At 74.0% G+C, this 22,334-nt stretch carries 23 protein-coding genes and 1 pseudogene; 13 read left to right on the top strand and 11 right to left on the bottom strand.

Annotated features, from left to right (window positions below):
- Positions 1 to 58 precede the first annotated feature (58 nt).
- Together ACFY61_RS23700 and ACFY61_RS23695 are read right to left on the bottom strand one after the other, a co-directional pair.
- The gene (locus tag ACFY61_RS23700; RefSeq protein ID WP_389474824.1) at positions 59 to 1,141 is read right to left on the bottom strand and encodes a hydrogenase expression protein HypE; all 1,083 of its coding nucleotides are present in this window, start codon (positions 1,139 to 1,141) and stop codon (positions 59 to 61) included.
- 56 nt (positions 1,142 to 1,197) lie between these two features.
- Positions 1,198 to 2,904 carry an enoyl-CoA hydratase-related protein gene (locus ACFY61_RS23695; RefSeq protein WP_389474823.1) on the bottom strand — a complete coding sequence of 569 codons (1,707 nt, stop codon included), beginning with the start codon at positions 2,902 to 2,904 and terminating at the stop codon, positions 1,198 to 1,200.
- 271 nt (positions 2,905 to 3,175) lie between these two features.
- On the opposite strand from ACFY61_RS23695, the gene ACFY61_RS23690 reads away from it, so the two are divergent.
- Positions 3,176 to 3,565, top strand: a complete 390-nt coding sequence (locus ACFY61_RS23690) for a hypothetical protein (protein WP_389474822.1) — start codon at positions 3,176 to 3,178, stop codon at positions 3,563 to 3,565.
- On the opposite strand, the gene ACFY61_RS23685 is transcribed toward ACFY61_RS23690, so the two are convergent.
- Positions 3,513 to 3,848, bottom strand: coding sequence for a hypothetical protein (locus ACFY61_RS23685; RefSeq protein ID WP_389474821.1), 336 nt, complete (start codon positions 3,846 to 3,848; stop codon positions 3,513 to 3,515). The two genes, ACFY61_RS23690 and ACFY61_RS23685, sit on opposite strands and share 53 nt — an antisense overlap.
- A 789-nt stretch (positions 3,849 to 4,637) precedes the next feature.
- On the opposite strand from ACFY61_RS23685, the gene ACFY61_RS23680 reads away from it, so the two are divergent.
- The 4 genes from ACFY61_RS23680 to xdhC all read left to right on the top strand — a co-directional run bounded on the left by ACFY61_RS23680 (position 4,638) and on the right by xdhC (position 10,718).
- The gene (locus ACFY61_RS23680; RefSeq protein WP_389474820.1) at positions 4,638 to 5,447 is read left to right on the top strand and encodes a VOC family protein; all 810 of its coding nucleotides are present in this window, start codon (positions 4,638 to 4,640) and stop codon (positions 5,445 to 5,447) included.
- A gap of 483 nt (positions 5,448 to 5,930) precedes the next feature.
- Positions 5,931 to 7,487 (top strand): xanthine dehydrogenase small subunit, encoded by a 1,557-nt coding sequence (locus tag ACFY61_RS23675; protein WP_389474819.1) that lies wholly within the window; start codon positions 5,931 to 5,933, stop codon positions 7,485 to 7,487.
- Complete coding sequence (gene xdhB, locus ACFY61_RS23670; protein ID WP_389474818.1) at positions 7,484 to 9,901, top strand: xanthine dehydrogenase molybdopterin binding subunit; 2,418 nt, start codon at positions 7,484 to 7,486, stop codon at positions 9,899 to 9,901. Before ACFY61_RS23675 ends, xdhB begins: the two co-directional genes overlap by 4 nt.
- A gap of 1 nt (position 9,902) precedes the next feature.
- Complete coding sequence (xdhC, locus tag ACFY61_RS23665) at positions 9,903 to 10,718, top strand: xanthine dehydrogenase accessory protein XdhC (protein ID WP_389474947.1); 816 nt, start codon at positions 9,903 to 9,905, stop codon at positions 10,716 to 10,718.
- Positions 10,719 to 10,768: 50 nt separating this feature from the next.
- Here xdhC and ACFY61_RS23660 read toward each other — a convergent pair whose 3' ends face one another.
- From ACFY61_RS23660 to ACFY61_RS23650, 3 genes are all read right to left on the bottom strand, one after another.
- Complete coding sequence (locus ACFY61_RS23660) at positions 10,769 to 11,152, bottom strand: VOC family protein (RefSeq protein ID WP_389474817.1); 384 nt, start codon at positions 11,150 to 11,152, stop codon at positions 10,769 to 10,771.
- 135 nt (positions 11,153 to 11,287) lie between these two features.
- Positions 11,288 to 11,836, bottom strand: coding sequence for a DM13 domain-containing protein (locus tag ACFY61_RS23655; RefSeq protein WP_389474816.1), 549 nt, complete (start codon positions 11,834 to 11,836; stop codon positions 11,288 to 11,290).
- Between the two features lie 219 nt (positions 11,837 to 12,055).
- Positions 12,056 to 12,292: a hypothetical protein gene (locus ACFY61_RS23650; RefSeq protein WP_389474815.1), complete on the bottom strand. Its 237-nt coding sequence runs from the start codon at positions 12,290 to 12,292 to the stop codon at positions 12,056 to 12,058.
- A 413-nt stretch (positions 12,293 to 12,705) separates the two neighbouring features.
- Between ACFY61_RS23650 and ACFY61_RS23645 the strand changes: the two genes are divergently transcribed.
- Both ACFY61_RS23645 and ACFY61_RS23640 read left to right on the top strand, forming a co-directional pair.
- Complete coding sequence (locus tag ACFY61_RS23645) at positions 12,706 to 13,119, top strand: DUF4190 domain-containing protein (RefSeq protein ID WP_389474814.1); 414 nt, start codon at positions 12,706 to 12,708, stop codon at positions 13,117 to 13,119.
- A gap of 142 nt (positions 13,120 to 13,261) precedes the next feature.
- Positions 13,262 to 14,554 carry a hypothetical protein gene (locus ACFY61_RS23640; RefSeq protein ID WP_389474813.1) on the top strand — a complete coding sequence of 431 codons (1,293 nt, stop codon included), beginning with the start codon at positions 13,262 to 13,264 and terminating at the stop codon, positions 14,552 to 14,554.
- A 21-nt stretch (positions 14,555 to 14,575) separates the two neighbouring features.
- Here the strand turns inward: ACFY61_RS23640 and ACFY61_RS23635 are convergent, their stop codons facing one another.
- From ACFY61_RS23635 to ACFY61_RS23625, 3 genes are all read right to left on the bottom strand, one after another.
- Entirely contained in the window at positions 14,576 to 15,553 is a 978-nt protein-coding gene (locus ACFY61_RS23635; RefSeq protein WP_389474812.1) for an L-threonylcarbamoyladenylate synthase, read from the bottom strand.
- Between the two features lie 118 nt (positions 15,554 to 15,671).
- Complete coding sequence (locus ACFY61_RS23630; protein ID WP_389474811.1) at positions 15,672 to 16,316, bottom strand: hypothetical protein; 645 nt, start codon at positions 16,314 to 16,316, stop codon at positions 15,672 to 15,674.
- Positions 16,307 to 16,924 carry an RNA polymerase sigma factor gene (locus tag ACFY61_RS23625; protein WP_389474945.1) on the bottom strand — a complete coding sequence of 206 codons (618 nt, stop codon included), beginning with the start codon at positions 16,922 to 16,924 and terminating at the stop codon, positions 16,307 to 16,309. Before ACFY61_RS23625 ends, ACFY61_RS23630 begins: the two co-directional genes overlap by 10 nt.
- Before the next feature lie 220 nt (positions 16,925 to 17,144).
- Between ACFY61_RS23625 and ACFY61_RS23620 the strand changes: the two genes are divergently transcribed.
- The 6 genes from ACFY61_RS23620 to ACFY61_RS23595 all read left to right on the top strand — a co-directional run bounded on the left by ACFY61_RS23620 (position 17,145) and on the right by ACFY61_RS23595 (position 20,008).
- Entirely contained in the window at positions 17,145 to 17,642 is a 498-nt protein-coding gene (locus ACFY61_RS23620; RefSeq protein ID WP_389474810.1) for an Asp23/Gls24 family envelope stress response protein, read from the top strand.
- Positions 17,643 to 17,717: 75 nt separating this feature from the next.
- Positions 17,718 to 17,897, top strand: a complete 180-nt coding sequence (locus ACFY61_RS23615) for a hypothetical protein (protein ID WP_389474809.1) — start codon at positions 17,718 to 17,720, stop codon at positions 17,895 to 17,897.
- Entirely contained in the window at positions 17,894 to 18,286 is a 393-nt protein-coding gene (locus ACFY61_RS23610; protein WP_389474808.1) for an Asp23/Gls24 family envelope stress response protein, read from the top strand. Before ACFY61_RS23615 ends, ACFY61_RS23610 begins: the two co-directional genes overlap by 4 nt.
- Positions 18,287 to 18,319: 33 nt before the next feature.
- On the top strand, positions 18,320 to 19,033 hold the full coding sequence (locus ACFY61_RS23605; protein WP_389474807.1) for a DUF6286 domain-containing protein: 714 nt from the start codon (positions 18,320 to 18,322) through the stop codon (positions 19,031 to 19,033).
- A gap of 4 nt (positions 19,034 to 19,037) precedes the next feature.
- Positions 19,038 to 19,643: an alkaline shock response membrane anchor protein AmaP gene (locus tag ACFY61_RS23600; protein WP_389474806.1), complete on the top strand. Its 606-nt coding sequence runs from the start codon at positions 19,038 to 19,040 to the stop codon at positions 19,641 to 19,643.
- A 104-nt stretch (positions 19,644 to 19,747) separates the two neighbouring features.
- The gene (locus ACFY61_RS23595) at positions 19,748 to 20,008 is read left to right on the top strand and encodes a hypothetical protein (RefSeq protein ID WP_389474805.1); all 261 of its coding nucleotides are present in this window, start codon (positions 19,748 to 19,750) and stop codon (positions 20,006 to 20,008) included.
- A gap of 3 nt (positions 20,009 to 20,011) precedes the next feature.
- Here ACFY61_RS23595 and ACFY61_RS23590 read toward each other — a convergent pair whose 3' ends face one another.
- Both ACFY61_RS23590 and ACFY61_RS23585 read right to left on the bottom strand, forming a co-directional pair.
- Entirely contained in the window at positions 20,012 to 21,469 is a 1,458-nt protein-coding gene (locus tag ACFY61_RS23590; protein ID WP_389474804.1) for an RNB domain-containing ribonuclease, read from the bottom strand.
- A gap of 115 nt (positions 21,470 to 21,584) precedes the next feature.
- Positions 21,585 to 22,334, bottom strand: a pseudogene (locus tag ACFY61_RS23585) (hypothetical protein); the annotation flags it as partial.

Raw genomic sequence — 22,334 nt, 5'->3', positions numbered from 1 at the left:
GTGGGTGGGGTGGACGGTGCCGGTGGGACCGGCGGGGTCCGCGCGGGCGCGGCCCGTGTCACCACGGCGGCCGGTAGCCGGTGGTGATCCGCTCGCCGGTGTGCCGCCACTTCGGCTCCTTGTCCACGGTCTTGGCGGTGATGGTGCGGAGCCGGCGCACGAGGGAGCCGTACACGCCGCTGGCCGTGCTGGAGACCCGCCCGCCGGGCGGTTCGTCCATGAACGGCATGAACTTGTCCGGGAAGCCGGGCATCGTGCAGGCGATGCAGATGCCGCCCACGTTCGGACAGCCGCCGATGCCGTTCATCCAGCCGCGCTTGGGGACGTTGCACTTGACGACCGGACCCCAGCAGCCCAGCTTCACCAGGCACTTCGGCGAGTCGTAGGAGTCGGCGAACTGGCCCTGCTCGTAGTAGCCGGCGCGGTCGCAGCCCTCGTGGACGGTGGCTCCGAACAGCCAGGTCGGGCGGAGCTTGTCGTCCAGCGGGATCATCGGCGCGGAACCGACCGCCTGGTACAGCAGGTACGTCAGGGTCTCGGCGAAGTTGTCCGGCTGGATGGGGCAGCCGGGCACGCAGACGATCGGGATGCCGGCGTGGGACTTCCAGTCCCAGCCGAGGTAGTCCGGGACGCCCATGGCGCCGGTCGGGTTGCCGGCCATGGCGTGGATGCCGCCGTACGTGGCGCAGGTGCCGATCGCGACCACGGCGAGCGCCTTGGGTGCCAGCCGGTCGATCCACTCGCTGGTGGTGATGGGCTGACCGGTCTCCGGGTTGTCGCCGAAGCCGCACCAGTAGCCCTCGCGCTTGATGGCCTCGTTGGGGATCGATCCTTCGATCACCAGCACGAACGGGTCGATCTCGCCCCGCTCACCCTTGAAGAACCACTCGATGAAGGTGTCCGCCCCGTCCACGGGACCGCACTCGAAGTCGATCAGCGGCCAGTGGACGGCGATCTTCGGCAGCCCGGGCAGCGCGGACAGCGCGATCTCCTCGATGCTGGGCTGCATGGCGGCGGTCAGCGCGACCGAGTCGCCGTCGCAGCTGAGACCCGCGTTGATCCAGAGGATGTGGATCGGCTTCTCGTCGGTGCCGGCGGCGGCGCCCGGTTCCTCGACCGGGGCGGGGGCGGTTGCGTTCATGGGGGCGCCTCCTGGGGACGGTGAGGCGGAGGCCGTCGTTGGGACCTCCGTACGTGCTAACGGTCGGCCTGTCCGGCCGGCAGCGCACCCGGGCCGTCCGGGCAGCCGGCGGGCTGTTCCGCCTTGCGGGCGAACGCCCGGCGCAGCGCGTGGTAGGGCGCGCCGGGGTCCTCGAAGATCCGCCGCATGCGCGAGAGCTCCTGCTCGCGGTGGGCGGCGAGGGGGCTGACGGCCTCCCGGCGCTCGTGCTCGGCCTTCTTCGCGGCGACCCGGGACGGCAGACCCGGGTGTGACGCCAGACGTACGGCCAGTCGGGTGACCTCGCCGGCGAACGCGCCGGGCCCGCACTCGACGACCCGGTCGACCAGCCCGGCGCCGAGGGCGGCGGCCGCGGACACCGGCCGGGCGTCCCCGGTGAGCCGGGCAGCCATGGCCTCGCCCACCTTCCGCGGGAGGGTGTGCGTCCAGTACTCCGACCCGTACAGGCCCATCCGCCGGTAGTGCGGGTTGAGCACGGAGCCGGAGCGGCACCAGACCTCGTCGGCGGCCAGGGCGAGCATCGCCCCGCCGGCGGCCGCGTTGCCGCCGACCGCGCTGACGACCAGCCGGTCGGTGGTGGTGAGGACCGCCTCCACCAGGTCGTCCATGGCGTTGATGTTGGCCCAGGACTCGGCGGCCGGGTCCGCCGCGGCCTCGATGACGCCCAGGTGGATGCCGTTCGAGAAGAAATCGCGCTGTCCTCCGAGGACGAGGACGGCGGTGGGGCGCCGGCAGGCGCTGCGGTAGGCGGCCAGCAGGCGCCGGCAGTGGCCGGTGCTCATCGCCCCGCCGGGGAAGGCGAAGGAGAGCACGCCGACGGGACCGTGCTCCCGGTAGCGGATGTCGGACCAGGTACGGTGCCCTTCCCGCGGCGGCCGGGCCGGGGCGGGCAGCTCGGGCAGCCGGGGCAGCCGCCCGGCGAGCGCCAGGGCGGCGGGGAGCTTGCAGGCGCGCGGTTCGCCGGCGCCGGTGCGGGCGCGGATCTCGGGGATCCACACCGCGCCGTCCACCGTGGCGCGGCAGACGGCGCCCGCGCGGGTGGCGAGCAGTTCGCCGGGGCGGCCGCGCAGGCCGTCCTCCGGGTGCCCGCCGTGCAGGAACCACTCGGCGCCGAGCAGTTCGTCGCGGACGCCGGGCTGCGAGTCGGCGGCGCGCAGGGCGCGCAGCACGGTCCCGGTGTCGTCCGCGTCCCAGGAGATTCTGCGGTGCTCCTGCCGGAAGGCGGGCCGGGCCCGGACGCGGCCGGTCTGCGGGCTGGGGACGGCCCCGGCGGCGACCCGTTCCACCGCGAGGTGGACGGCGGTCAGGGCCGCGTCGGACAGTTCGTTGCGGTACAGGTCGCTCTTGCCTACCCCTTCCGGTACGCGGAAGCGGGCGGTGGCCCAGACGTCCCCGGCGTCCATCTCCTCGTCGGCCTGGAGGACGGTGACGCCCCACTCGGTGGCGCCTTCGTGGACGGCCCAGTCCAGGGAGGACGGGCCCCGGTCGCCCACCGGCCCGGGGTGCACGATCAGGCAGCGGTGGCGGCTCCACACGTCGCGGGGGACGACGGTCTTCAGCATCGGGGCGAGGACCAGGTCGGGCGCGTGGCGCGCGACGGCGTCGCGCACCGCGTCCCCGTCGGGGGTGACCTCGACGGGGACACCGTGTCCGCGGTCCTGGAGCTCCACCCGGACGCGCTGGGTGAGGCTGTTGTAGCTGCTGGCGATGAGCAGAATGCGCATGGCGGCCCTTCCGGGGATGCTGTGGACGCCGTCACCCTCGGGCCGGCGGCCGGCGGTCCACGCGTCCCGCCCGGCGATCGTCGGGCACCCTCCGGCCGGTACGCGGGTGACGCCTCCCCCACTCACTCGTTCGAGGCGGGTTTCCCACCACTTGGCGGGCGGCCCGGGCGTCCGCCGGGGGCGCGGGCGGCGCGCGGGTGGGAGAATCGGAGTACCCGGGTGCGCAGCAGGACGGAAGGCGCGGACCCGCAACGGACAGGCAGGTCGGCTCATGGCCGAGAAACCGAAGTCCTCCCGGCACGTGCGCGGCGACGGCACCGGGCGCGGCAAGGGGACCGAACACCACCACGGGTGGGCACCCGACGTGAACGAGACCCGGCAGCAGGACAACCCCAGTGCCGAGCGCTCCTTCCACGCCGAGCAGGCGCCGCCTCCCGGCAAGGGCCGCAAGGTCTCCCGGCAGGAGCGGAGCGGCGTTCCCGGCGACACCGTGCGCAGCGACAACCGGCGCGGCGAGCAGCAGGACCGCGGCACGGAGGAGGGCATGCGCGACACCGGCGCCAAGGGCCGCTCCCGGCGCCCGAGCGGCACGAGGGACGCCTCGGCGTTCACCGGTGTGAACCCCGACGACTCCTCCGACAAGGGCCGCCGCCCGGGCTGACCCGACCGGGGCTGACCCGGCCCGGGCCGCTCAGCGGTCCGCGCGCGGGGACTCCACGGCGCGCGCGGGACAGGCGGAAGGTGGCGTGCCCGAGGGCCACCGCCTGGAAGAAGCCCGCGAACATCCCGTGCATGCCGCTGAGCACCGCCGTGTCGTACACGGCCGACAGGTCCGGGGCGCCGCCGACGAAGGTGCCCTCCCCCAGCAGGTCGAGTACGGCGCGGTGGGCGCGGTAGGCGGCCTCGTCACCGCTGTAGAGGACGAACGCGTCGGGCGTGCCCACGGTCGGCGGTCGTCGGCGACTACGCACGGGCGGCCCGGTTGCACGCGCAAGGCCTGGAGCTGGCCGAGGAGTTCGGGTGGTGGACGGAGGCCGCGAAGCGGCTGTGCGCGCTGGGCCGGCTGGCCCTCCTGACCGGGGACCACGGCGGCGCCCGGGAACGGCACGAGCGCGCGTGGAAGCCGGCGCGGGGGCAGAACCACGGCGCCGGTGAGGCCGACGCCCGGATCGGCCTGGGCATGATCGCCCGGCGCACGGGGGACCTGCCGGAGGCGGAGGCCCACATGGACGCCGTTCTGGCCTGGTTCCGCGCCACCGGGTACGGGCCGGGTGCGGCCCTGGCCCTGGCCTTGGCCGAGCTCGGCTTCACGGCCGTGGCCCTCGCGGTGGAGGGGCTGGCCCGTGCGGCGGCTGCGGGCGGGGCGCCGGAGCGGGCGGCGGAACTGCTGGGCGCCGCGGACGCGGCGCGCGTCTCGGTCGGCGCCCCGCTGCCGGAGGCGGAGCGGCACGACGTGGGCCGCATCCGGTCGGCCTGCCGGGCACTGCTCGGCGCGGCGGCGGCCGACGCGGCGTTCGCCCCGGGGCACGGCCGCCGGCTGGGAGCGGACCGTGACGGAGTCGTCCCGGCGCCCCGTCGCGTGACCCCCGCGCCCGGGAGCGCGGGCCGGCTCGACCGGCGGGCGGCGACCCGGGGTGGGCGGCGTGGTGCGGCGTGGCGCGGTCGGTCGGCGGGCGAGGGGCCGGGGCCGGTGTCAGGCTGGGGGCGTAGCCGATCCCTGAAAGGCCGTCGCCATGATCACCACCGATTTCGTCCCCGGTTCCCCCTGCTGGCTGGACCTCGGCGCCCCCGACGTCCGGGCCGCCGCCGACTTCTACGGTGCCGTGCTCGGGTGGGAGTACGAGTCCATGGGCGAGGGGGAGGACATGGAGGGCGGGATGTTCCGCAAGGACGGCAAGATCGTCGCCGGGCTGGGCAAGCTCACCGAGGAGGGTGCCCGCTCGGCCTGGATGATCTACTACACCGTCGCCGACGCCGACGCCACCACCCGGGCGGTGGAGAGCGCCGGCGGCACGGTGCGGGTGCCGCCCCGGGACCTCGACGAGTGGGGCCGGATGGCCCAGTACAGCGACCCGCTGGGCGGCCAGTTCGCCGTCTGGCAGCCCGGCACCAACGCGGGCGTCGAGCTGGTGGACGAGCCGGGCTCACTGTCCTGGACCGAGCTGTACACCACGGACGCCCGTGCGGCGCAGGAGTTCTACGGCGGCGTGCTGGGCTGGCGGTTCAGCGACATGCCGCTGCCGGGCGGCGGGGGCACGTACACCCTGATCACGCCGGCCGGGCAGCCCGAGGAGCGCATGCACGGCGGCCTGATGGAGATGGCCGCGACGGACCTCGCCCTCGCGGGCGGGAAGCCGTACTGGCACCCCGTCTTCAACGTCACCGACTGCGATGCGGCCGTCGCCCTCGTCACCGGGAACGGGGGCCGCGTGCAGATGGGCCCCGAGGACGCCGAGGGCGTCGGCCGGCTGGCCGTCTGCGTGGACCCGGCGGGCGCGGACTTCGTGGTGATGACCCCCGCCGAGCCCGTCCCGCAGGGCTGACGGACCGCGCGTCCGCCGTCAGGCGCAGGGGGAGGCGGCGATCCGTCGCGGCGGGCGCGCAGCACGTCGAGCTGCCCCAAGTGGGGTACAGCAGAGCGCCGTTGTGGTGCGCCGGGGCACCGCCACCCGCAAGGGGCGCGCCCTGACCTGCCGTTCCGTGGACACGGGGTTGACCGATCCGCCCGCGGCGACGTAGCTTCTGGCCAACCGGCTCGTGAGCTCATGGAAGGAGGCGAAGTCGGATGTCGATCATCTCCGACGTGCACCGCCTCGCTCACCAGATCGCCTGGGCTCCGGGTCGTGTAGCACACGGCTGCTGAACAGCCCCCTTTCCGGCGTGCCCCGTTGCGGCCCCGGAACTTCTGCGTTTCTGTCACTGCCTGCGGCACGCCCTCGCGTGCCGATGTGCGCTCGCGCCCTCCGGGCCCTCCCGGGCCCCTGGGGCTCCTCGAAGCTGCGCCACGAAAACAGAAAGCTCCTGAAATGGCGACTAGGACGATCAAATCGACCGCGCGGATCACGGTCAACGGGAAGGACTCGCCGATCGCGCCGGCCGCGCCGCACACCACGGTGCTGGACTTCCTGCGCGAGCGCGGCCTCACCGGGACCAAGGAGGGCTGCGCCGAAGGCGAATGCGGCGCCTGTTCGGTCCTCGTGGCGCGCCCCGGGGTGAACAAACCCACCGACTGGGTGGCGGTCAACGCCTGCCTGGTGCCCGTGGCGGCCCTCGACGGTCAGGAGATCGTCACCTCCGAAGGCCTCGCCACCCCCGGCGCACCCGGCACACCGCCCACCCTGCACCCCGTACAGGAGGAGATGGCCGTCCGCGGCGGCTCCCAGTGCGGCTACTGCACACCGGGCTTCGTGTGCAGCATGGCCGCCGAGTACTACCGGCCCGACCGCTGCGCGCACCCCGGCACTGACACCGGCACGGACACCGGCCCGGACGCCGGAGCGGGCGCCGGCCCGGGCACCGGGACCGGCGCCGGCGCGGCCCACGGCGGCGACTCCGAGCACGGCCCCAACGGCTTCGACCTGCACGCCCTCAGCGGGAACCTGTGCCGCTGCACCGGCTACCGCCCGATCCGCGACGCCGCGTTCGCCGTCGGCGCCCCCGCCGGGGACGACCCCCTCGCGCAGCGCCGCGAGCAGTCCCCGCCCGCACCCGTCGCCACCGAGTACACCGGCGACGACGACCGCACCTTCCTGCGGCCGGCCACCCTCGCCGACGCGCTGCGGCTGCTGCGCGAGCGGCCCGACGCCGTGGTCGTCGCCGGAAGCACCGACTGGGGCGTCGAGGTCAACATCCGCTCCCGCCGCGCGGATTGCGTGATCGCCGTCGATCGCCTGCCCGAACTGCGGGAGCTCCGCTCCGGACCCGGCTTCGTCGAGATCGGGGCGGCCCTGACGCTGACCGAGACCGAGCGCCGCCTCGACGGGCAAGTCCCGCTGCTGGCAGAGCTGTTCCCCCAGTTCGCCTCCCGCCTCATCCGCAACAGCGCGACCCTCGGCGGCAACCTGGGTACCGGCTCCCCCATCGGCGACAGCCCGCCGGTCCTGCTCGCGCTGGAGGCGTCGGTGGTGCTCGCCGACGCCGACGGCGAGCGCGAGGTACCCCTGTCCGACTACTTCACCGGCTACCGGCAGAGCGTGCGCCGCCCCGGCGAGCTGATCCGCGCCGTGCGGGTCCCGCTGCCGCTGTCGCCCGTCACGGCCTTCCACAAGATCGCCAAGCGGCGGTTCGACGACATCTCCAGCGTGGCCGTCGCCTTCGCCCTCGACATCGAGGACGGGACCGTCCGCAAGGCGCGCATCGGCCTGGGCGGCGTGGCCGCGACCCCGATCCGCGCCCTCGCCACCGAGGCCGCCCTGGAGGGCAAGCCCTGGACGGCCCCGACCGTGGAGGCCGCGGCGCAGGTGCTGCGGGCCCAGGGCACGCCGATGGACGACCACCGCGCCAGCGCCGGATACCGCTCCGCGATGCTCGGCCAGAGCCTGCTGAAGCTGTACGCACAGACCACCGAGGCGGTGTCGTCATGAGTCATCTGTCCGAACGTCCCGAGAAGCCCGTCGTCGGCGTCCCGATGCCGCACGAGAGCGCGGGCCTGCACGTCACCGGCACCGCGCTCTACACCGACGACCTGGTCCACCGCACCAAGGACGTGCTGCACGCCTACCCCGTCCAGGTCATGAAGGCCCGCGGCAGGATCACCGCGCTGCGCACGAAGCCCGCGCTCGCCGTGCCCGGTGTGGTCCGCGTGCTGACCGGTGCCGACGTGCCCGGCGTCAACGACGCCGGGATGAAGCACGACGAACCGCTGTTCCCCGACGAGGTCATGTTCCACGGCCACGCCGTCGCCTGGGTGCTCGGCGAGACCCTGGAGGCGGCCCGTCTCGGCGCGGCCGCCGTCGAGGTGGAACTGGAGGAACTGCCCTCCCTCGTCACGCTGGAGGAGGCCATCGCGGCGGAGAGCTTCCACGGGGCCCGGCCCGTGATGCTCACCGGCGACGTCGACGCCGGTTTCGCCGACTCCGCGCACGTGTTCACGGGCGAGTTCCGGTTCTCCGACCAGGAGCACTTCTACCTGGAGACGCACGCGGCACTGGCCCACATCGACGAGTCCGAGCAGGTGTTCGTCCAGAGCAGCACCCAGCACCCGTCGGAGACGCAGGAGATCGTCGCGCACGTACTCGGGCTGCACAGCCACGAGGTCACCGTGCAGTGCCTGCGGATGGGCGGCGGTTTCGGCGGCAAGGAGATGCAGCCGCACGGGTTCGCCGCCGTCGCCGCGCTCGGCGCCAAGCTCACCGGCCGGCCGGTCCGGCTGCGGCTCAACCGCACCCAGGACCTGACCATGTCCGGCAAGCGGCACGGCTTCCACGCCACATGGAAGATCGGCTTCGACGACGCGGGCCACATCCAGGCCCTGGACGCCACCCTCACCGCGGACGGTGGCTGGAGCCTGGACCTGTCCGAGCCCGTGGTGGCCCGGGCGCTGTGCCACATCGACAACACCTACTGGATCCCCAACGCGCGCGTCGCCGGGCGCATCGCCCGGACCAACAAGGTGTCCAACACCGCCTTCCGCGGCTTCGGCGGCCCCCAGGGCATGCTGGTGATCGAGGACATCATGGGCCGCTGCGCGCCGCTCCTCGGCCTGGACCCGATGGAACTGCGGGAGCGCAACTTCTACCGCCAGGGGCATTCCACGCCGTACGGGCAGCCGGTCGCCCACCCCGAACGGATCTCCACCGTCTGGCGGCAGGTCAAGGAGGACGCCGGCGTCGCCGACCGCAGGCGCGAGATCGCGGCCTTCAACGCCGCGCACCCGCACACGAAGCGGGCGCTCGCGGTCACCGGCATCAAGTTCGGCATCTCCTTCAACCTCACCGCCTTCAACCAGGGCGGCGCGCTGGTGCTGATCTACAAGGACGGCTCGGTCCTGATCAACCACGGCGGCACCGAGATGGGGCAGGGCCTGCACACCAAGATGCTGCAGGTCGCCGCGACCACGCTCGGCATCCCGCTGCACAAGGTGCGGCTGGCCCCGACGCGTACCGACAAGGTGCCGAACACATCGGCCACCGCCGCCAGTGCCGGCGCGGACCTCAACGGCGCGGCGGTGAAGAACGCCTGTGAGCAGCTGCGCGGGCGGCTGCTGCAGGTGGCGGCCTCCCAGCTGGGCGCGAACCCCTCCGACGTGCGCATCGTCGAGGGCGTGGCCCGCGTGCTGGGCAGCGACGAGGAGCTGGCCTGGGACGACCTGGTGCGCACCGCGTACTTCCAGCGGGTGCAGCTGTCGGCGGCCGGTTTCTACCGCACCGAAGGGCTGCACTGGGACGCGAAGGCCTTCCAGGGCTCGCCGTTCAAGTACTTCTCGTACGGCGCGGCCGCGGCGGAGGTGGAGGTCGACGGCTTCACCGGCGCGTACCGCATCCGGCGGGTGGACATCGTGCACGACGTCGGCGACAGCCTGTCGCCGCTGATCGACGTCGGTCAGGTCGAGGGCGGGTTCGTGCAGGGCGCGGGCTGGCTCACGCTGGAGGACATGCGCTGGGACACCGGCGAGGGGCCCAACCGCGGCCGGCTGCTGACGCAGGCGGCGAGCACCTACAAGCTGCCGAGCTTCTCGGAGATGCCCGAGGAGTTCAACGTCCGGCTGCTGGAGAACGCCACCGAGGAGGGCGCGGTCTACGGGTCCAAGGCGGTCGGCGAGCCCCCGCTGATGCTCGCGTTCTCGGTACGGGAGGCCCTGCGGCAGGCCGCGGCGGCGTTCGGGCCGGCCGGGGTCAGCGTGGAGCTCGCGTCCCCCGCGACCCCGGAGGCGGTGTACTGGGCGATCGACGCGGCCCGCGGAGCCGGCGGGCCCGGCGGCAGCGGGCTCGCCGGTGCCGGGGCCACCGCCGACGCCGGCGCCGGTGCCGGCGGCACGAGCACGCTGAGCAATGCCTGAGATGACGTGGGTGGCCGCGGTCGCACGGTTGCGGGCACGCCGGGAACCCGGCGTACTCGTGACCGTCGCGACCGTGCGCGGCCACGCTCCGCGCCGGGCCGGGGCCAAGCTCGTCGTGGGCCGGACCGGGACCTGGGGTTCGATCGGCGGCGGCAACATCGAGGCGGTCGCCATCGACCGGGCCCGGGAACTGGCCGGCACGCCCGGCGCGGAGCCGGAGCTCATGGAGTTCGCCCTCAACGACAAGGTGACCGGCCGGCACGGTGTGCAGTGCTGCGGCGGGGCCGTCAGCGTCCTGCTCGAACCACTGCCGGTGGTCGAGGCGGTGGCGGTCTTCGGCGTCGGCCACGTCGGCCTGGAACTGGCCCGCATCCTGGCCCGCCAGGACCTCGACCTGCACCTGGTCGACACCCGTCCCGACATGCTGACGGACGCGCGGCTGGCAGTGCTGGCGGACGCGGTGGCGCAGGTCCACGTGCACCACACGCCGCTGCTCCCGGAGGAGGTGCTCGCGGAACTGCCGCCGGGCAGCCACGTCCTGATCATGACGCACGACCACGCCGAGGACGCGGCGCTCTGCGACGCCGCGCTGCGCACGGCGGGGCTCGGTTCGATCGGCCTGATCGGCTCGGACGCCAAATGGGCGCGGTTCCGCAAACGGCTGTCCACGGAGGGCGGCCACGACGACGCCGCCATCGACCGGATCAAGACGCCCATCGGCCTGGACGACATCACCGGCAAGGAACCGGCCACGATCGCGGTGAGCGTGGCCGCGGACCTCCTCCGCACCTTCGAACGGTCCCCGATCCGCCCCTAGGCCCGCCTCGGCCCCGAGGGCGGGGGCGGGGCGGTCGATCGATCGATCGCTCAGTCGAGGCAGAACTCGTTGCCCTCGACGTCCCGCATCACGATGCACGCGTCGTGGCCGTCGTAGAGGAGCCGCACGCGCGCCGCGCCGAGCGGGACCAGCCGTGCGCACTCGGCTTCGAGCGCGGCGAGGCGCTCCTCCCCCACGAGCCCGGTCCCGACCCGCACGTCGAGGTGCACGCGGTTCTTGGCGGTCTTGCCCTCGGGGACCCGCTGGAAGAACAGGCGCGGGCCCGCGCCCGCGGGGTCGACGCAGGCGGACCACGAACCCCGGTCCTCGGCGGCCTGCGGTACGACGTACCCCAACACCTCGCACCAGAACCGGGCGAGACGCTCGGGTTCGGCACAGTCGAAGGTCACCTGGAACTGTTCGATGGACGCCACCGGCGCACGCTACCAAGGGCTTTCGGGCACCGTCACGCCAATTCCACTGCTCCACTGCGTAGTTGCGCGACGCCACCACCGCCCGCCGGAGCCCCGTGTGCCCCGGCGGGGGCACCGGACGGGTGCGGTGAGCGGTCAGGCGGGGGTGAGTCGCGCCGCGCCGAAGGAGACGTCGAACCGGTCGCACCAGATGGTCACGCTCGTGTAGTCCGCGAGCCGCACCCCCGCCGGGATCGGGTAGTTCTGGTCGCCCTTGTTGCCCTTGAGCTTGCCGAGGCTGACGTGCTTGCCGTCGTCGAACACCCGCCAGCCCGCCACGCCTTCCTTCACCGGCGCGTCGGTCAGCCAGACCCGCAGGTCCGGCCCGTTGCTGGTGTCCAGGCCCTCCAGACGGAGCGTGCGCGACCCGTCGGGGAGCTCGACGATCCGCGCCGTGCCGGTGGTGGTGTGCTCGTGGCTGATCAACCCGCCCTGGGCGACGGTGCGCGGACCGGCCGCACCGGCCGCACCGCCCGCACCGGCGGTGGGGGCGGCGGCCGGCGCGCTCGGGAGCGACTCGCTGACCCTCTCGTCCGTCCACAGCTTCCACGGCTGGAACCAGTACACCCCCGCCGCCGCCAGCACCACCGCCACCACGACCGCGCCGAGCACCAGTGGCGTCCGCCGCTTCCCGTTCCGTGCCACTTCGTCGACCTTCCGTCCGCACTCGTCTGCCGTTCAGGTCGATTGAACCCCGGGCACGCCCCGACGGCCACCACCGGCCGGTGACGATTCCCTTACGTGCTCAGAGCCGGCGCAGCTTCGTCGTGAAGACCTGGTCGGCCACCTCGTCCCCGAGGACCAGCCCGTCCTCCGCGTCCCACGGGAAGTGCACGCCGAGCCAGATCCGTTCAGCAGCGGCTTCTACTCGGGGTCCAGACCGCCCTCGCGGACCGCGGAGACCGGCCGCCACAGGTCGATCGGCGTCAGGAACTTCACGTCCCGCACCGCGATCCCGGCGTCCGCCATGGCCGCGGAGACCAGCGCGAAGAGGCGGGCGTTCTCGTAGGTGGTGAGCCGGCGCTGGGTGGCGACCTCGCGGGTGGCCTGGAGCAGCTGACCCGCCGGTGGCGGCCAGTGCCGCCGCCACGGCCAGCACACGCAGGTGGCGCTGGGAGCGGCGCCGGACGGTTCGGGTGCTCGTGGACATGCTTCGACTCCCCGTGATCGCGCGTATGGCTGATCACCACCACACGGTGGCGGCGAGATCATCGCGCCTTGGACCAGACCGCCGGGTCCCTCGGGGCGGAATGGCCGACCCCGCCCGGGTGGTTGACCGGAACTCCGGGGGGTGGTGCGGCGCCCCTGCCCGGGCGCGTGCGGCGCCCCGGCCCGGCGCGTGCGCCCGGCGCGGCCACCGCACGGGTCATGGGATCCGACTGCGCGGGCCGGCGCGAGGGGCAATCGGGAGGCGAAACCCATGTGGCGCCGGTCGGCGGGGAATTGGCGGGCCGTCCGGGGGCAGAAGGGAACGCACAGCGGATCGGCCCGAGAACGGAAGCGAGTGTGATGTCGTGTCCTTCCCCTCCCACCCCCGGACCCCGGACGGACCCACGCCGGCCCAGCCGGGCGGAGCCGCGCAGCAGGGCAACGGAATGGCGGTCGCGGCGCTGGTCCTCGGCATCGCGGCGCTCCTGCTGTTCTGGACCGTCTTCGGCGGCCTCGTACTGGGCCTGCTGGCCGTGGTCCTCGGCGTCATCGGCGCCCGGAGGGCGCGGGCGGGCCACGCGGCGCGCGGCACGATGGCGGTCACGGGCGCGGTACTCGGAGCGCTGGGGCTGATCGCCTCCGCGGTGATCCTCGTCATCGGCGCGTCGGTCATCGGCTCGGAGGAGTACAAGGACTTCGACGAGTGCCTGCGGCACGCCCCGACGCAGAGCGAACGCGAAGCCTGCGCGAGGGAGTTCGACAAGGACATCAGCGACTGACCGGCCGGCGCCGCCGGCTCGCGGCTGGTGGTCTTCCGGTCGAAAGCCGGTCGGCCCCGGCCGCCGGCCTTCTGAGCGCCATCGCCCCTGGGTACGGTCGCCCTCCACCTGTCGGTCTCCGACCCGGAACAGTGGGGGGAACGTGCCCAGATCACGATCACACAAGAAGTCGCGTACCGGATGGTGCGCGGCGGCGGCAGCCGCCATCGTGCTCCTGCCCGTCACCGCGCCCCAGGCCTTCGCGGAGCGGCCGTCCGCCGGCCCGCCGGGCGGGCGGGCCTCCTCCGTGCCGGCGTCCTGGCTGCGCTCGCTGACCCCCGAGCAGCGGACGGCGTGGCTGGCGCAGAAGGAGGGGGACGCGAGGACGGCGCCGCTCGACGACGTCGCCGGGGCGGCGCAGGAAGTCGGCAGGAACCAGCTCCAGGACGTGTTCTCCGGCGTCGAGCTGTCCCGGGACCGCACCGGCGTGGATCTGTACCTGACCGACACGTCCCGCGCCGGGGAGTTCACAGCGGCCATGCTCAAGGTCGGGAAGGACCTGAAGCTGAAGTCCCTGACGATACGTCAGGGCAGGAACACGCGTGTCGAAGCCCTCGCGGAAGCCCGGCGGCTGCTCGAGGCGGAGGACCTGCCGTTCAAGGTGTACGGGGCGTCCTGGACCACGGACGGGGGCGCGGTCAAGATCGACGTGGACCGGCCCGCGACCGTCGAGGCCTACCAGCGGGACAGCCGCGCCGGGCAACCGGGTCACCCCGCGCTGTCGGTGAAGTTCGAGGTACTGGCCGGACAGGGGCAGCCGGTGACCGCGGCGACCCGGGAGAACGACCGGGCGCCCTTCTACGGTGCCGCCGCGATCGGATGGGCCACCCCGGATCGGGCGAACTGCACCACCGGCATCCCGGTCGTCGACCGGAACGGGCAGCGCTGGATCACCACGGCCGCCCACTGCGTCGGGAGCGGGCCCCTGTACACGCACGGCGGCAACCTGATCGGCAGCGCGTGGTTCAACCGCAGCTACGACGTGGCGTTCATCAACGCCGGCAGTGCCCGGTACACCTGGGACGGCCTGGACCCGAACGGGTACACGCGCTACCTGGCGGGCTGGAGTTACGCCTCCAACAACCAGGAGGTGTGCCACCTCGGCTACAACTCCATGGTCGCCGACGACCGGATCCCCTGCCGGCACAAGGTCGTCGACAGCGAGTACCTCTACCGCCTGAACGGCTTCCCGGAGACGATCAAGGGGGTGAAGGCCGTCTCGCAGATCCACCCGGTGTCCGTCGTGGGGGGTGACAGCGGCGCGCCGGTCGTCGCGTTCGGCAGCGGCGAGAACCGCATCGTCAAGGGGTTCGTGAGCGGCTACACCGCCACGAACACCCTCGTCTTCGTCGACTTCCAGGACATCAACCGGGCGTTCAGCGTGAACCTGCCCTAGGCCGGTCCCGCCGGGGGAGGGTCAGGCGGGGGTCCTGGGTCCCGCGGCGCGGCGGAGCCGGTTGGCGATCGCCAGTCCCAGGCCCTCCTCCGGCGGCAGGGACGCGACGACCAGGTCGCAGCCCCGCTGGTCGAGCCGGCGCAGGTACCCGTACAGCCCGCGCGCGTACGCGGCCATCGACTGCGGGACCGGTACCACGGCGTGCGCCTTCACCGGGGCGTCCGCGAGCGAAGGGGGAAGGAGGACGCCCACCCGGTGGCCGCGTTCCTGCGCGAGCTCGGCGTCGGCGATCACCTGTCCGGGTTCCACCAGGACGACCCGCGCGCGCGGCGCGTAGTGCGACGGATGCTGTCCCGGCACCCGGACGCCGGACGCCGAGGGCACCTCCGGCGGGTACCCGAGGACCGCTTCGAGGTTCTCCCGGGTCACCCCGCCGGGCCGCAGCACGGCGGGCACGTCGCCGGTGACGTCGACGATGGTCGACTCGACGCCGACCTGGCAGGGGCCGCCGTCCAGCACGAAGTCCACGGCGTCGCCGAGCTCCGCGAGGACGTCGTCCGCCGTGGTGGGGCTGACGGAGCCGAAGCGGTTGGCGGACGGGGCGGTGATCCCGCCGCCGAAGGAGGAGAGCAGCTCCAGGGCGAGGGGGTGGTCGGGCACGCGCACGGCCACCGTCTCCAGCCCGCCGGTCGCTTCGAGGGGCACCCGCGGCGCGCGCCGCAGGACCAGCGTGAGCGGCCCCGGCCAGAAGTGCCGGGCCAGCAGCCGCGCCGTCGCGGGCACCTCCGCCACCCAGTCGTCCAGCTGCTCGGCGCCGCCGATGTGCACGATCAGGGGGTGGGTGGGCGGGCGGCCCTTCACCTCGAAGATCCGGGACACGGCGGCGGGGTCCTCGGCGTTCGCGCCGAGTCCGTACACGGTCTCCGTGGGCAACGCCACCAGCCCGCCGGCCCGCAGCACGCCCGCCGCCTTCTCGATGTCAGTGTTCCTCGCCGTCACCCCCGCATCTTCCCACCTCCGCAGGGGCGCGTGCGTCCGGGTCCGCCCGGTCCGGGTGACCGACGCCGGTACGGTGGCGGGTCCGGGCGCGCCGGCGGTGGCGTGGCGGTCGGTCCGCTCATCGCCGGATCGGCTCGTACCGATGCTCCGCCGGCCCGTGCACGGGCTCCAGCACGGCGGCGAACTCCAGGTCGACGGCCTTGACGGCGAGGCCGAGGACCGCGTCGGCCGCGTGGAGGACCGCCCGGCGCACCTCACGGGCGCGCCCCGGCAGCGGTCGGTCGAGCGTCGCCGCGATCGTGAGGGTGACGACGTGGACCGCCGTACGGCCTTCCCGGGCGGGGGTGAAGCGGCAGCTGGCGGCGCGGATGCCGGGGACGCTGTCGGCGGCCCGGCGCAGCACCTTCGCGGCGGTGGTCTCGGCGATGCGCAGCTCCTGTGCCTGGTCGTCGAGCAGCAGCATCGCGCCGAGCCGCACCTCGGCCCGGACGGCGTCGACGATCCGGTGGACCAGGCCCCGGCTGTCCGGCCGGCCCTGGGCGCGCAGGGCCCGGGTGGCCCGGTCCAGGGCCTCCAGCCCCTCGACGGCCGCACGGCAGTGCGGGCAGGCGGCGGTGTGCGGGTCGGCCGTGCCGGCCGGGTCACGGGCCTGCTCCCAGGCGTGGCCGAGGGTGCGCCCGCAGGGCAGCCGCTCGGTGGCGGCGAGCGGTTCCGCGCCGGAGCGCGGGAGGGAACCGGTGGTGGACGGGTCGTCTAGCGCCATGGCCGCATCGCCTCCATCAGAGCGCGCCGTGCGCGGACGAGCCTGCCCCGCACGGTCGGCTCGCTGCCGCCCACCACCCGGGCGATCTCGTCGTAGTGCAGGCCGTGCAGTTCCCTCAGCACCCAGCAGGCCCGCAGGTCGGGCTGGAGGGCCAGGAGCGCGCGTGCCAGGGCGGCCGCCGCGGCGTCCGACTCGGCCACCCGGGGCGGTGAGCTCCGCGCGTCGACGGCGGCGGGTTCGGGGATGCCGTCCAGGGGCAGCGGGGGCGGCCGGCGGCGCAGGGTGTTGAGGCAGCGGTTCGTGACGATGCGGTACATCCAGGTGCCGAACGAGGCTCCGTGCCGGAACTCCGGCAGCCGCCGCCAGGCGCTGATGAAGGCCTCCTGGACGGCGTCCTCGGCGTCCGCCCGGTTGCCGAGGAGGTGCTGGGCCAGGGCGAGCAGGCGGCCGCTGTGCCGGCGCACCAGGACGGCGAAGGCGTCCTCGTCGCCCTCGGAGGCGCGGACGGTCAGGACGCCGTCGTCCGGCTCGGCTGCGGGCTCGGCGGGCTCGGCGAGACCGTCCGGCCCGTCGGGGGCGGGCGACCGTGGGAGGGACCGGAGGGGCAGGTTCGTGCCGCGGGAGGGCGGGGGCCTGGACCGGCCGCGCATCCGCCGCTCGCCTTCTGCCGGAACCGGTCGGCGCGGCTGCGTACGCACTCTTCGATGGTAGGTGAAGGGCGCCGGCGCGAACGGATGGAGGGGAACGGATGAGGAAAACCGCCGCGGTGTGTCCAAAGCAGTGGGCACCGCACCGGCGCCCGCGGACGGATACCTCCGGGAGGTCCTCATGTCGGACACCATCAACCCGACGGGGCAGGGGAGCGTGCCGGGCCCCGAGGGGGGCGGCAGCCACGCACTGAAGGGCGACACGGGCGCCGGGACGGCGCCCGAGACGCGGGGCCGGACGACCATCTCCGACAGCGTGGTCGAGAAGATCGCCGGGATGGCCGCCCGCGAGGTGCCGGGGATCCACAAGCTCGGCACCGGCATGGCCCGCACGCTCGGGGCGGTGGCGGAACGGGTCCCGGGCAGCCGCCCCAGCGTTTCGCGCGGGGTGAAGGTCGAGGTGGGCGAGCGTCAGGCCGCCATCGACCTCGACGTGGTCGTGGAGTACGGCGTCTCGATCGTGGACATCGCGGCCGACGCCCGGACCGGCGTCATCTCGGCCGTGGAGCGCATGACCGGACTGGAGGTCGTCGAAGTGAACGTCGCCGTCGACGACGTCCACCTCCCCGACGAGGAGGACGAGGAGGACGACGGCGGCGGCGAGGGCCGTGTGCGGTGACCCGCTGCCCGCCCACCGGAAGGTGTCCGGACGGGCGGACGTGACGACAGACGGACGTGAGGACGGGTGAGTGAAATGAGCGCAGCAACCGCAGGCCTGCTCGCCGGCATGGCCCTCGGCTTCGCCGCTTTCTTCGGTGGCTTCTGGGCGTTCCTGCTGGTGACGTTCTTGGGCCTGGTGGGCTTGGTGGTCGGCCGCGTGCTGCAGGGTGACCTGAGGATGTCCGACTTCACAGGTCCCCGGGACCGGCGGTGACCTCGCCACGTGCCGCGGCCCCTCCGGCCGCGCCGGCTGCCGTGCCGGCGGCCGAACGCGGTGCCACGGTGATCCCCGAGAAGGTGGTGGCGCGCATCGCGCGCCGGGCCGCGCAGGAGGCCCTCGCCCACTACGCCGCGACCGCACCGGCGCGCAGCGCGCCCCTGGCCCGTCCGCGGGCCGAGGCCGCGGTCACGGATGGCACGGCCCGACTGGGCCTGACCCTGGAACTGCCGTACCCGGCCGACCTCGCCCGTACCTGCCGCGCGGTGCAGGAGCACGTCAGCGAACGCGTGGGCGAGCTGACCGGGATGCGCATCACCGAGGTGACCCTCGTCATCGAGCACCTGGTCCTGGCCGGCGGGCCGGAGCACCGTCGTGTGCGGTGAGCCCGGCGGCCCCGGACCGGGAAGGAGCGCGGGATGAACCGGGAACAGGACCCGGAACAGGACCGGGAACAGGACCGGGAACAGGCCCCCCGGGCCGGGACGGGGCCCGCCGTCGGAACCGGCGAGGTCACGCCCGTCACCGCGGGGCTGCTGACGAAGCCGCCGGCCGCCGGCGCTCACTCCCCCGGCGCGCGGTCGGACCGTCCGCACCGCACGCACCGGCCGTGGTCCGCACGCCGGATCCCGGCCGCGCTGACGGCCCTGGTGATCGGGGCCGGAGCCGCGGCGCTGCTGGTCGACGTCGCGAACGTCCGCGCCGGCCGGTCCGCCGCCGCCTGGCGCACGCGCCTCGCCGGCGAACTGGCGTCGCGCCCGCTAGACGACCACTGGATACGGATCGGCGCCGGCGTACTCGCCCTCCTCGGCCTCTGGCTGATCTTCCTGGCGGTCACCCCGGGCCTCCGGCGCCACCTGCCGCTGCGCACCCCCGGCCCAGGGCTGCGGGCGGTCCTGGACCGGCGGGCGGCGGAGAACCTGCTGCGGGACGCCGCCCTGCGCGTCCCCGGCGTCAGCGGCGTGCGGGTCCGGCTGGGCCGGCACCGCCTGCGCGCCCGCGCGGACGTGCGCTTCCGTGACCCGCCCCAGGTCAGGTCGGATCTCCTGACCGCTCTGAACGAGGAACTCGGCCGGCTCGCCCTCGCCCGGCCACGCTCGCTCGCCGTACGCGTCCGACCGCTCCGGAAGTGACACCATGAGCAGAAAATCCGCCGTCAACCGGTCCCTGCTGGCCCTGACGGGACTGGTGGCGCTCGGTACGGGCCTGCTGGTCCTCGCGGGCGGCTTCGACGTGTACCGGCGCTGGCGCCTGGCGCCCGGCGCCGGGATGCCGTGGGACGCGCCCCGCGACGTCCTCCTCGGCACCGCCGACCGGACCCGCTGGTCCGGGGAATGGTGGTGGTGGCCCGCCGTCATCGCCGTCCTGGCCCTGATCGTCCTGCTCGCCCTCTGGTGGCTGCTGGCACAGCTGCGCCGCACGCACCCGGGCCGCGTACCCGTCGGGAGTCCCCCGGACGTGGACGGCGCGGTCCTCCGCGAAGGCGCCCTGGGCGAGGCGCTGGAGTCCGACGCGGGACGACAGCGCGGCGTCCAGGGGGCGAAGGCCCGGATGGACGGCTCCTCCCGGCACCCGGAGGCCCACCTGGACCTCACCCTCGCCCCCGGCGGCGCTCCCGGCCCCGTCCTCCAGGACCTGTCCGAGGGCCCCCTGCAACGCCTCCGCGACTCCACCGGCCACCCCGACCTCCCCGCGACGGCCCGCCTACGGGTCGCCTCGCACAAACCCCAACGCGCCGAATAGCTGTACAGCTGCCGCGCCAGGAGGCGACGCTGGACGCCGGCGCCGACGGCGCCCCGCACGTCCACCAGCGCGCGAAATGCCGCGGAACGCCGATCGGAGCACCCATGGCCCCGGCCCTGCTGACCGCCACCGTCATCATCGCGGCCTGGATCGTCAGGACCGCCGCCGGCGAACTCCGGCGCCCCGGCTCGGCCAGGGCCGAGTGGGACGCCCTCCGGGACCCCCGCGCCGTGCAGGCGGGCGTCCTGACGGCCGGCCTCCTGGGCCTCCTCGGCTGGCTGCACGCCCGCGCCGAAGGCCTCGTGTGGGCCCTGCTCACCGCCACCCTGGTCACCTACGCCGTGTCGAGGGTCCGCTCGTCGTAGCGGCTAGGGCACGGTGAAGAGGACCTTGTCCTCGTCCGCGGCGGGATTCGCCCGCTTGAGCCTGACCCTGATGCTGGCTCCGAGCTGGAGCTCCAGGCCATTGGTCGATTCGACCTTGGCCAGCACGGCGGGGTCGGCCAGGAACACCCTGCCGTCGCGCGGCCTGCCCCGCTCGGCGTCGGTGTCGATGACCGCTGCGTCGAACACCTCGCCCACGCGGTCCTTGAGCACCGCGGCCTCGACCAGGTCCACGGTCTGCCGGTCCGCCAGGGCGCTCTTGCCGCGTGCCGCGTCGCACGGGAGGCAGTGCAGGGCCTCCAGCACCCAGTTCGGCGGGGCCTTGTCCGCGCACGCCGCCACGCACAGCTCACCGGTGTACCGGTCGACCAGGCGCCGCAGCGGAGCCGTGCAGTGGGTGTAGGGGGCCGCGATCGCCGCGTGCATCGTGTTCGCCGGCTTCTGGTTGTCGCGGAAGACGGTGTACTCCGCCCTGAGCATCGTGCCCGTGGCCTCGCTGAGGAAGGCCATGTGCCGCTGGTTCGCGGGGTCGAGCCCGCGGACCAGCGTGGCGTACGAGACGCCGGGCCGCCAGACGATGCCCAGGGCCTTCGCGATGTCGTGCAGGCGCTTGACCACGTTCTGGTCGGCCTGCTCCCTCTGGGTCCGCAGGATGCCGGTACCGGTGTCGAGCATGATCTGCGCCGCGGACATCCCCGTCATGAGGGAGATCTGCTCGTTCCAGCCCTCGATCGGCAGCGCCGCCGCGTACCGCAGCCGGAACGATCCGTCCTCGTCGAGGGTGACCTCCTGGTCCGGCAGGTTCACCGAGATGCCGCCGCGCGCGATCTCGACGGCCTCCCGCAGCCGGCCGATCTCGCGCAGGAGGGCGAGGGACTCCCGCGCCGTGCCGTTGTCGATGTCCTTCTGGGCGCTCGCGTAGTCGAACCGGGCCTTGCTGCGGATCATGGCCCGGCTCACGGACGAGGCGGTCAGGTTGCCGTGGGCGTCGAGGTCGTGCTTCCACAGCAGGGCGGGGCGGTCCTTGCCCGGCAGCAGGCTGGCCGCGCCCTCGGAGAGGACGGGCGGGTGCAGGGGCACCTTGAGGTCGGGGAAGTACAGCGTCTCGATCCGGTCGTGCGCCTCGACGTCCAGCGGGCTGCCCGACCTGACGAAGGTCGCCACGTCCGCGATGGCGTAGTACACGCGGTAGCCGCCACCGGACCGCCGTTCCAGGTGCATGGCCTGGTCGAGGTCCTGCGAGGTCGGTGGGTCGATCGTGAAGAACGGCAGGTCGGTCTCGTCCTTGTCGGGCATGCGCGCGTCGGCCACGGCCTTGTCGGCCGCTTTGAGTACGCGCTTGGGGAAGCTCAGGGGCACCTTCAGCTCCGCGCGGAGTTCCTCCAGGGCGGTGCGCAGGGCGGCCTGGGCCTGGGCGGACATGTGCATCGGGCGGCGTCGCATGCCCCGAGCGTAGGGCGGCGGTCACGGACCGGCACGGTGAACGGGTCCGGGCGGCGGAGCGGCCCCCCCTGGTCGACGCGCGGGCCTGCCCGCTCCGGCCGGGCCACCGCCCGGGTCATTGCCCCTGCTGCCCGGAGTCGTCACCCGAGCCGCTGCCCGAGCCGCTGCCCGAGCCGTTGCCCGAGCCGTTGCCGCTGTCGGTACCCGTGCCGTCGCCCGGGCCCTGGCCGGTGTCGGCGCCCGGAACCTTGTCGGTCCCGTTACCGGGAACCTTGTCCGTACCGGAACCCGGCGCCTGTTCGGGCTCCTTGGCGGGGTCCTTCTCCGGCTCCTTCGCCGGCTTCTCGGGCTCCTTGGCGGGTTCCTCGGCCGGGTCCTTCTCAGGCTCCTTCGCCGGCTTCTCGGGCTCCTTGACCAGGTCCTTGTCCGGCTCCTGGACCGGGCCCTTGTCCGGCTCCTTCGCCGGCTTCTCCGGCTCCTTGACCAGGTCCCTGTCCGGCTCCTTGACCGGCTTCTCGGGCTCCTGCGCCGGGTCCTTGTCCGGCTCCTTCACCGGGTCCTTCTCGGGCTCCTTCACCGGCTTCTCGGGCTCCTTCACGGGGTCCTTGTCCGGTTCCTTCACCGGCTTCTCCGGCTCCTTGTCCGGCTCCTTGACGGGGTCCTTCTCGGGCTCCTTCACGGGCTTCTCAGGCTCCTGCGCCGGGTCCTTGTCCGGCTCCTTCACCGGCTTCTCAGGCTCCTGCGCCGGGTCCTTGTCCGGCTCCTTCACCGGCTTCTCAGGCTCCTGCGCCGGGTCCTTGTCCGGCTCCTTCACCGGCTTCTCAGGCTCCTGCGCCGGGTCCTTGTCCGGCTCCTTCACCGGCTT

Source organism: Streptomyces sp. NPDC012888 (assembly GCF_042900645.1).
Classification (GTDB): Bacteria; Actinomycetota; Actinomycetes; order Streptomycetales; family Streptomycetaceae; genus Streptomyces.
Note: the sequence above shows the minus strand (reverse complement) of the source record. Positions and strands in the feature narration are given on the sequence as shown.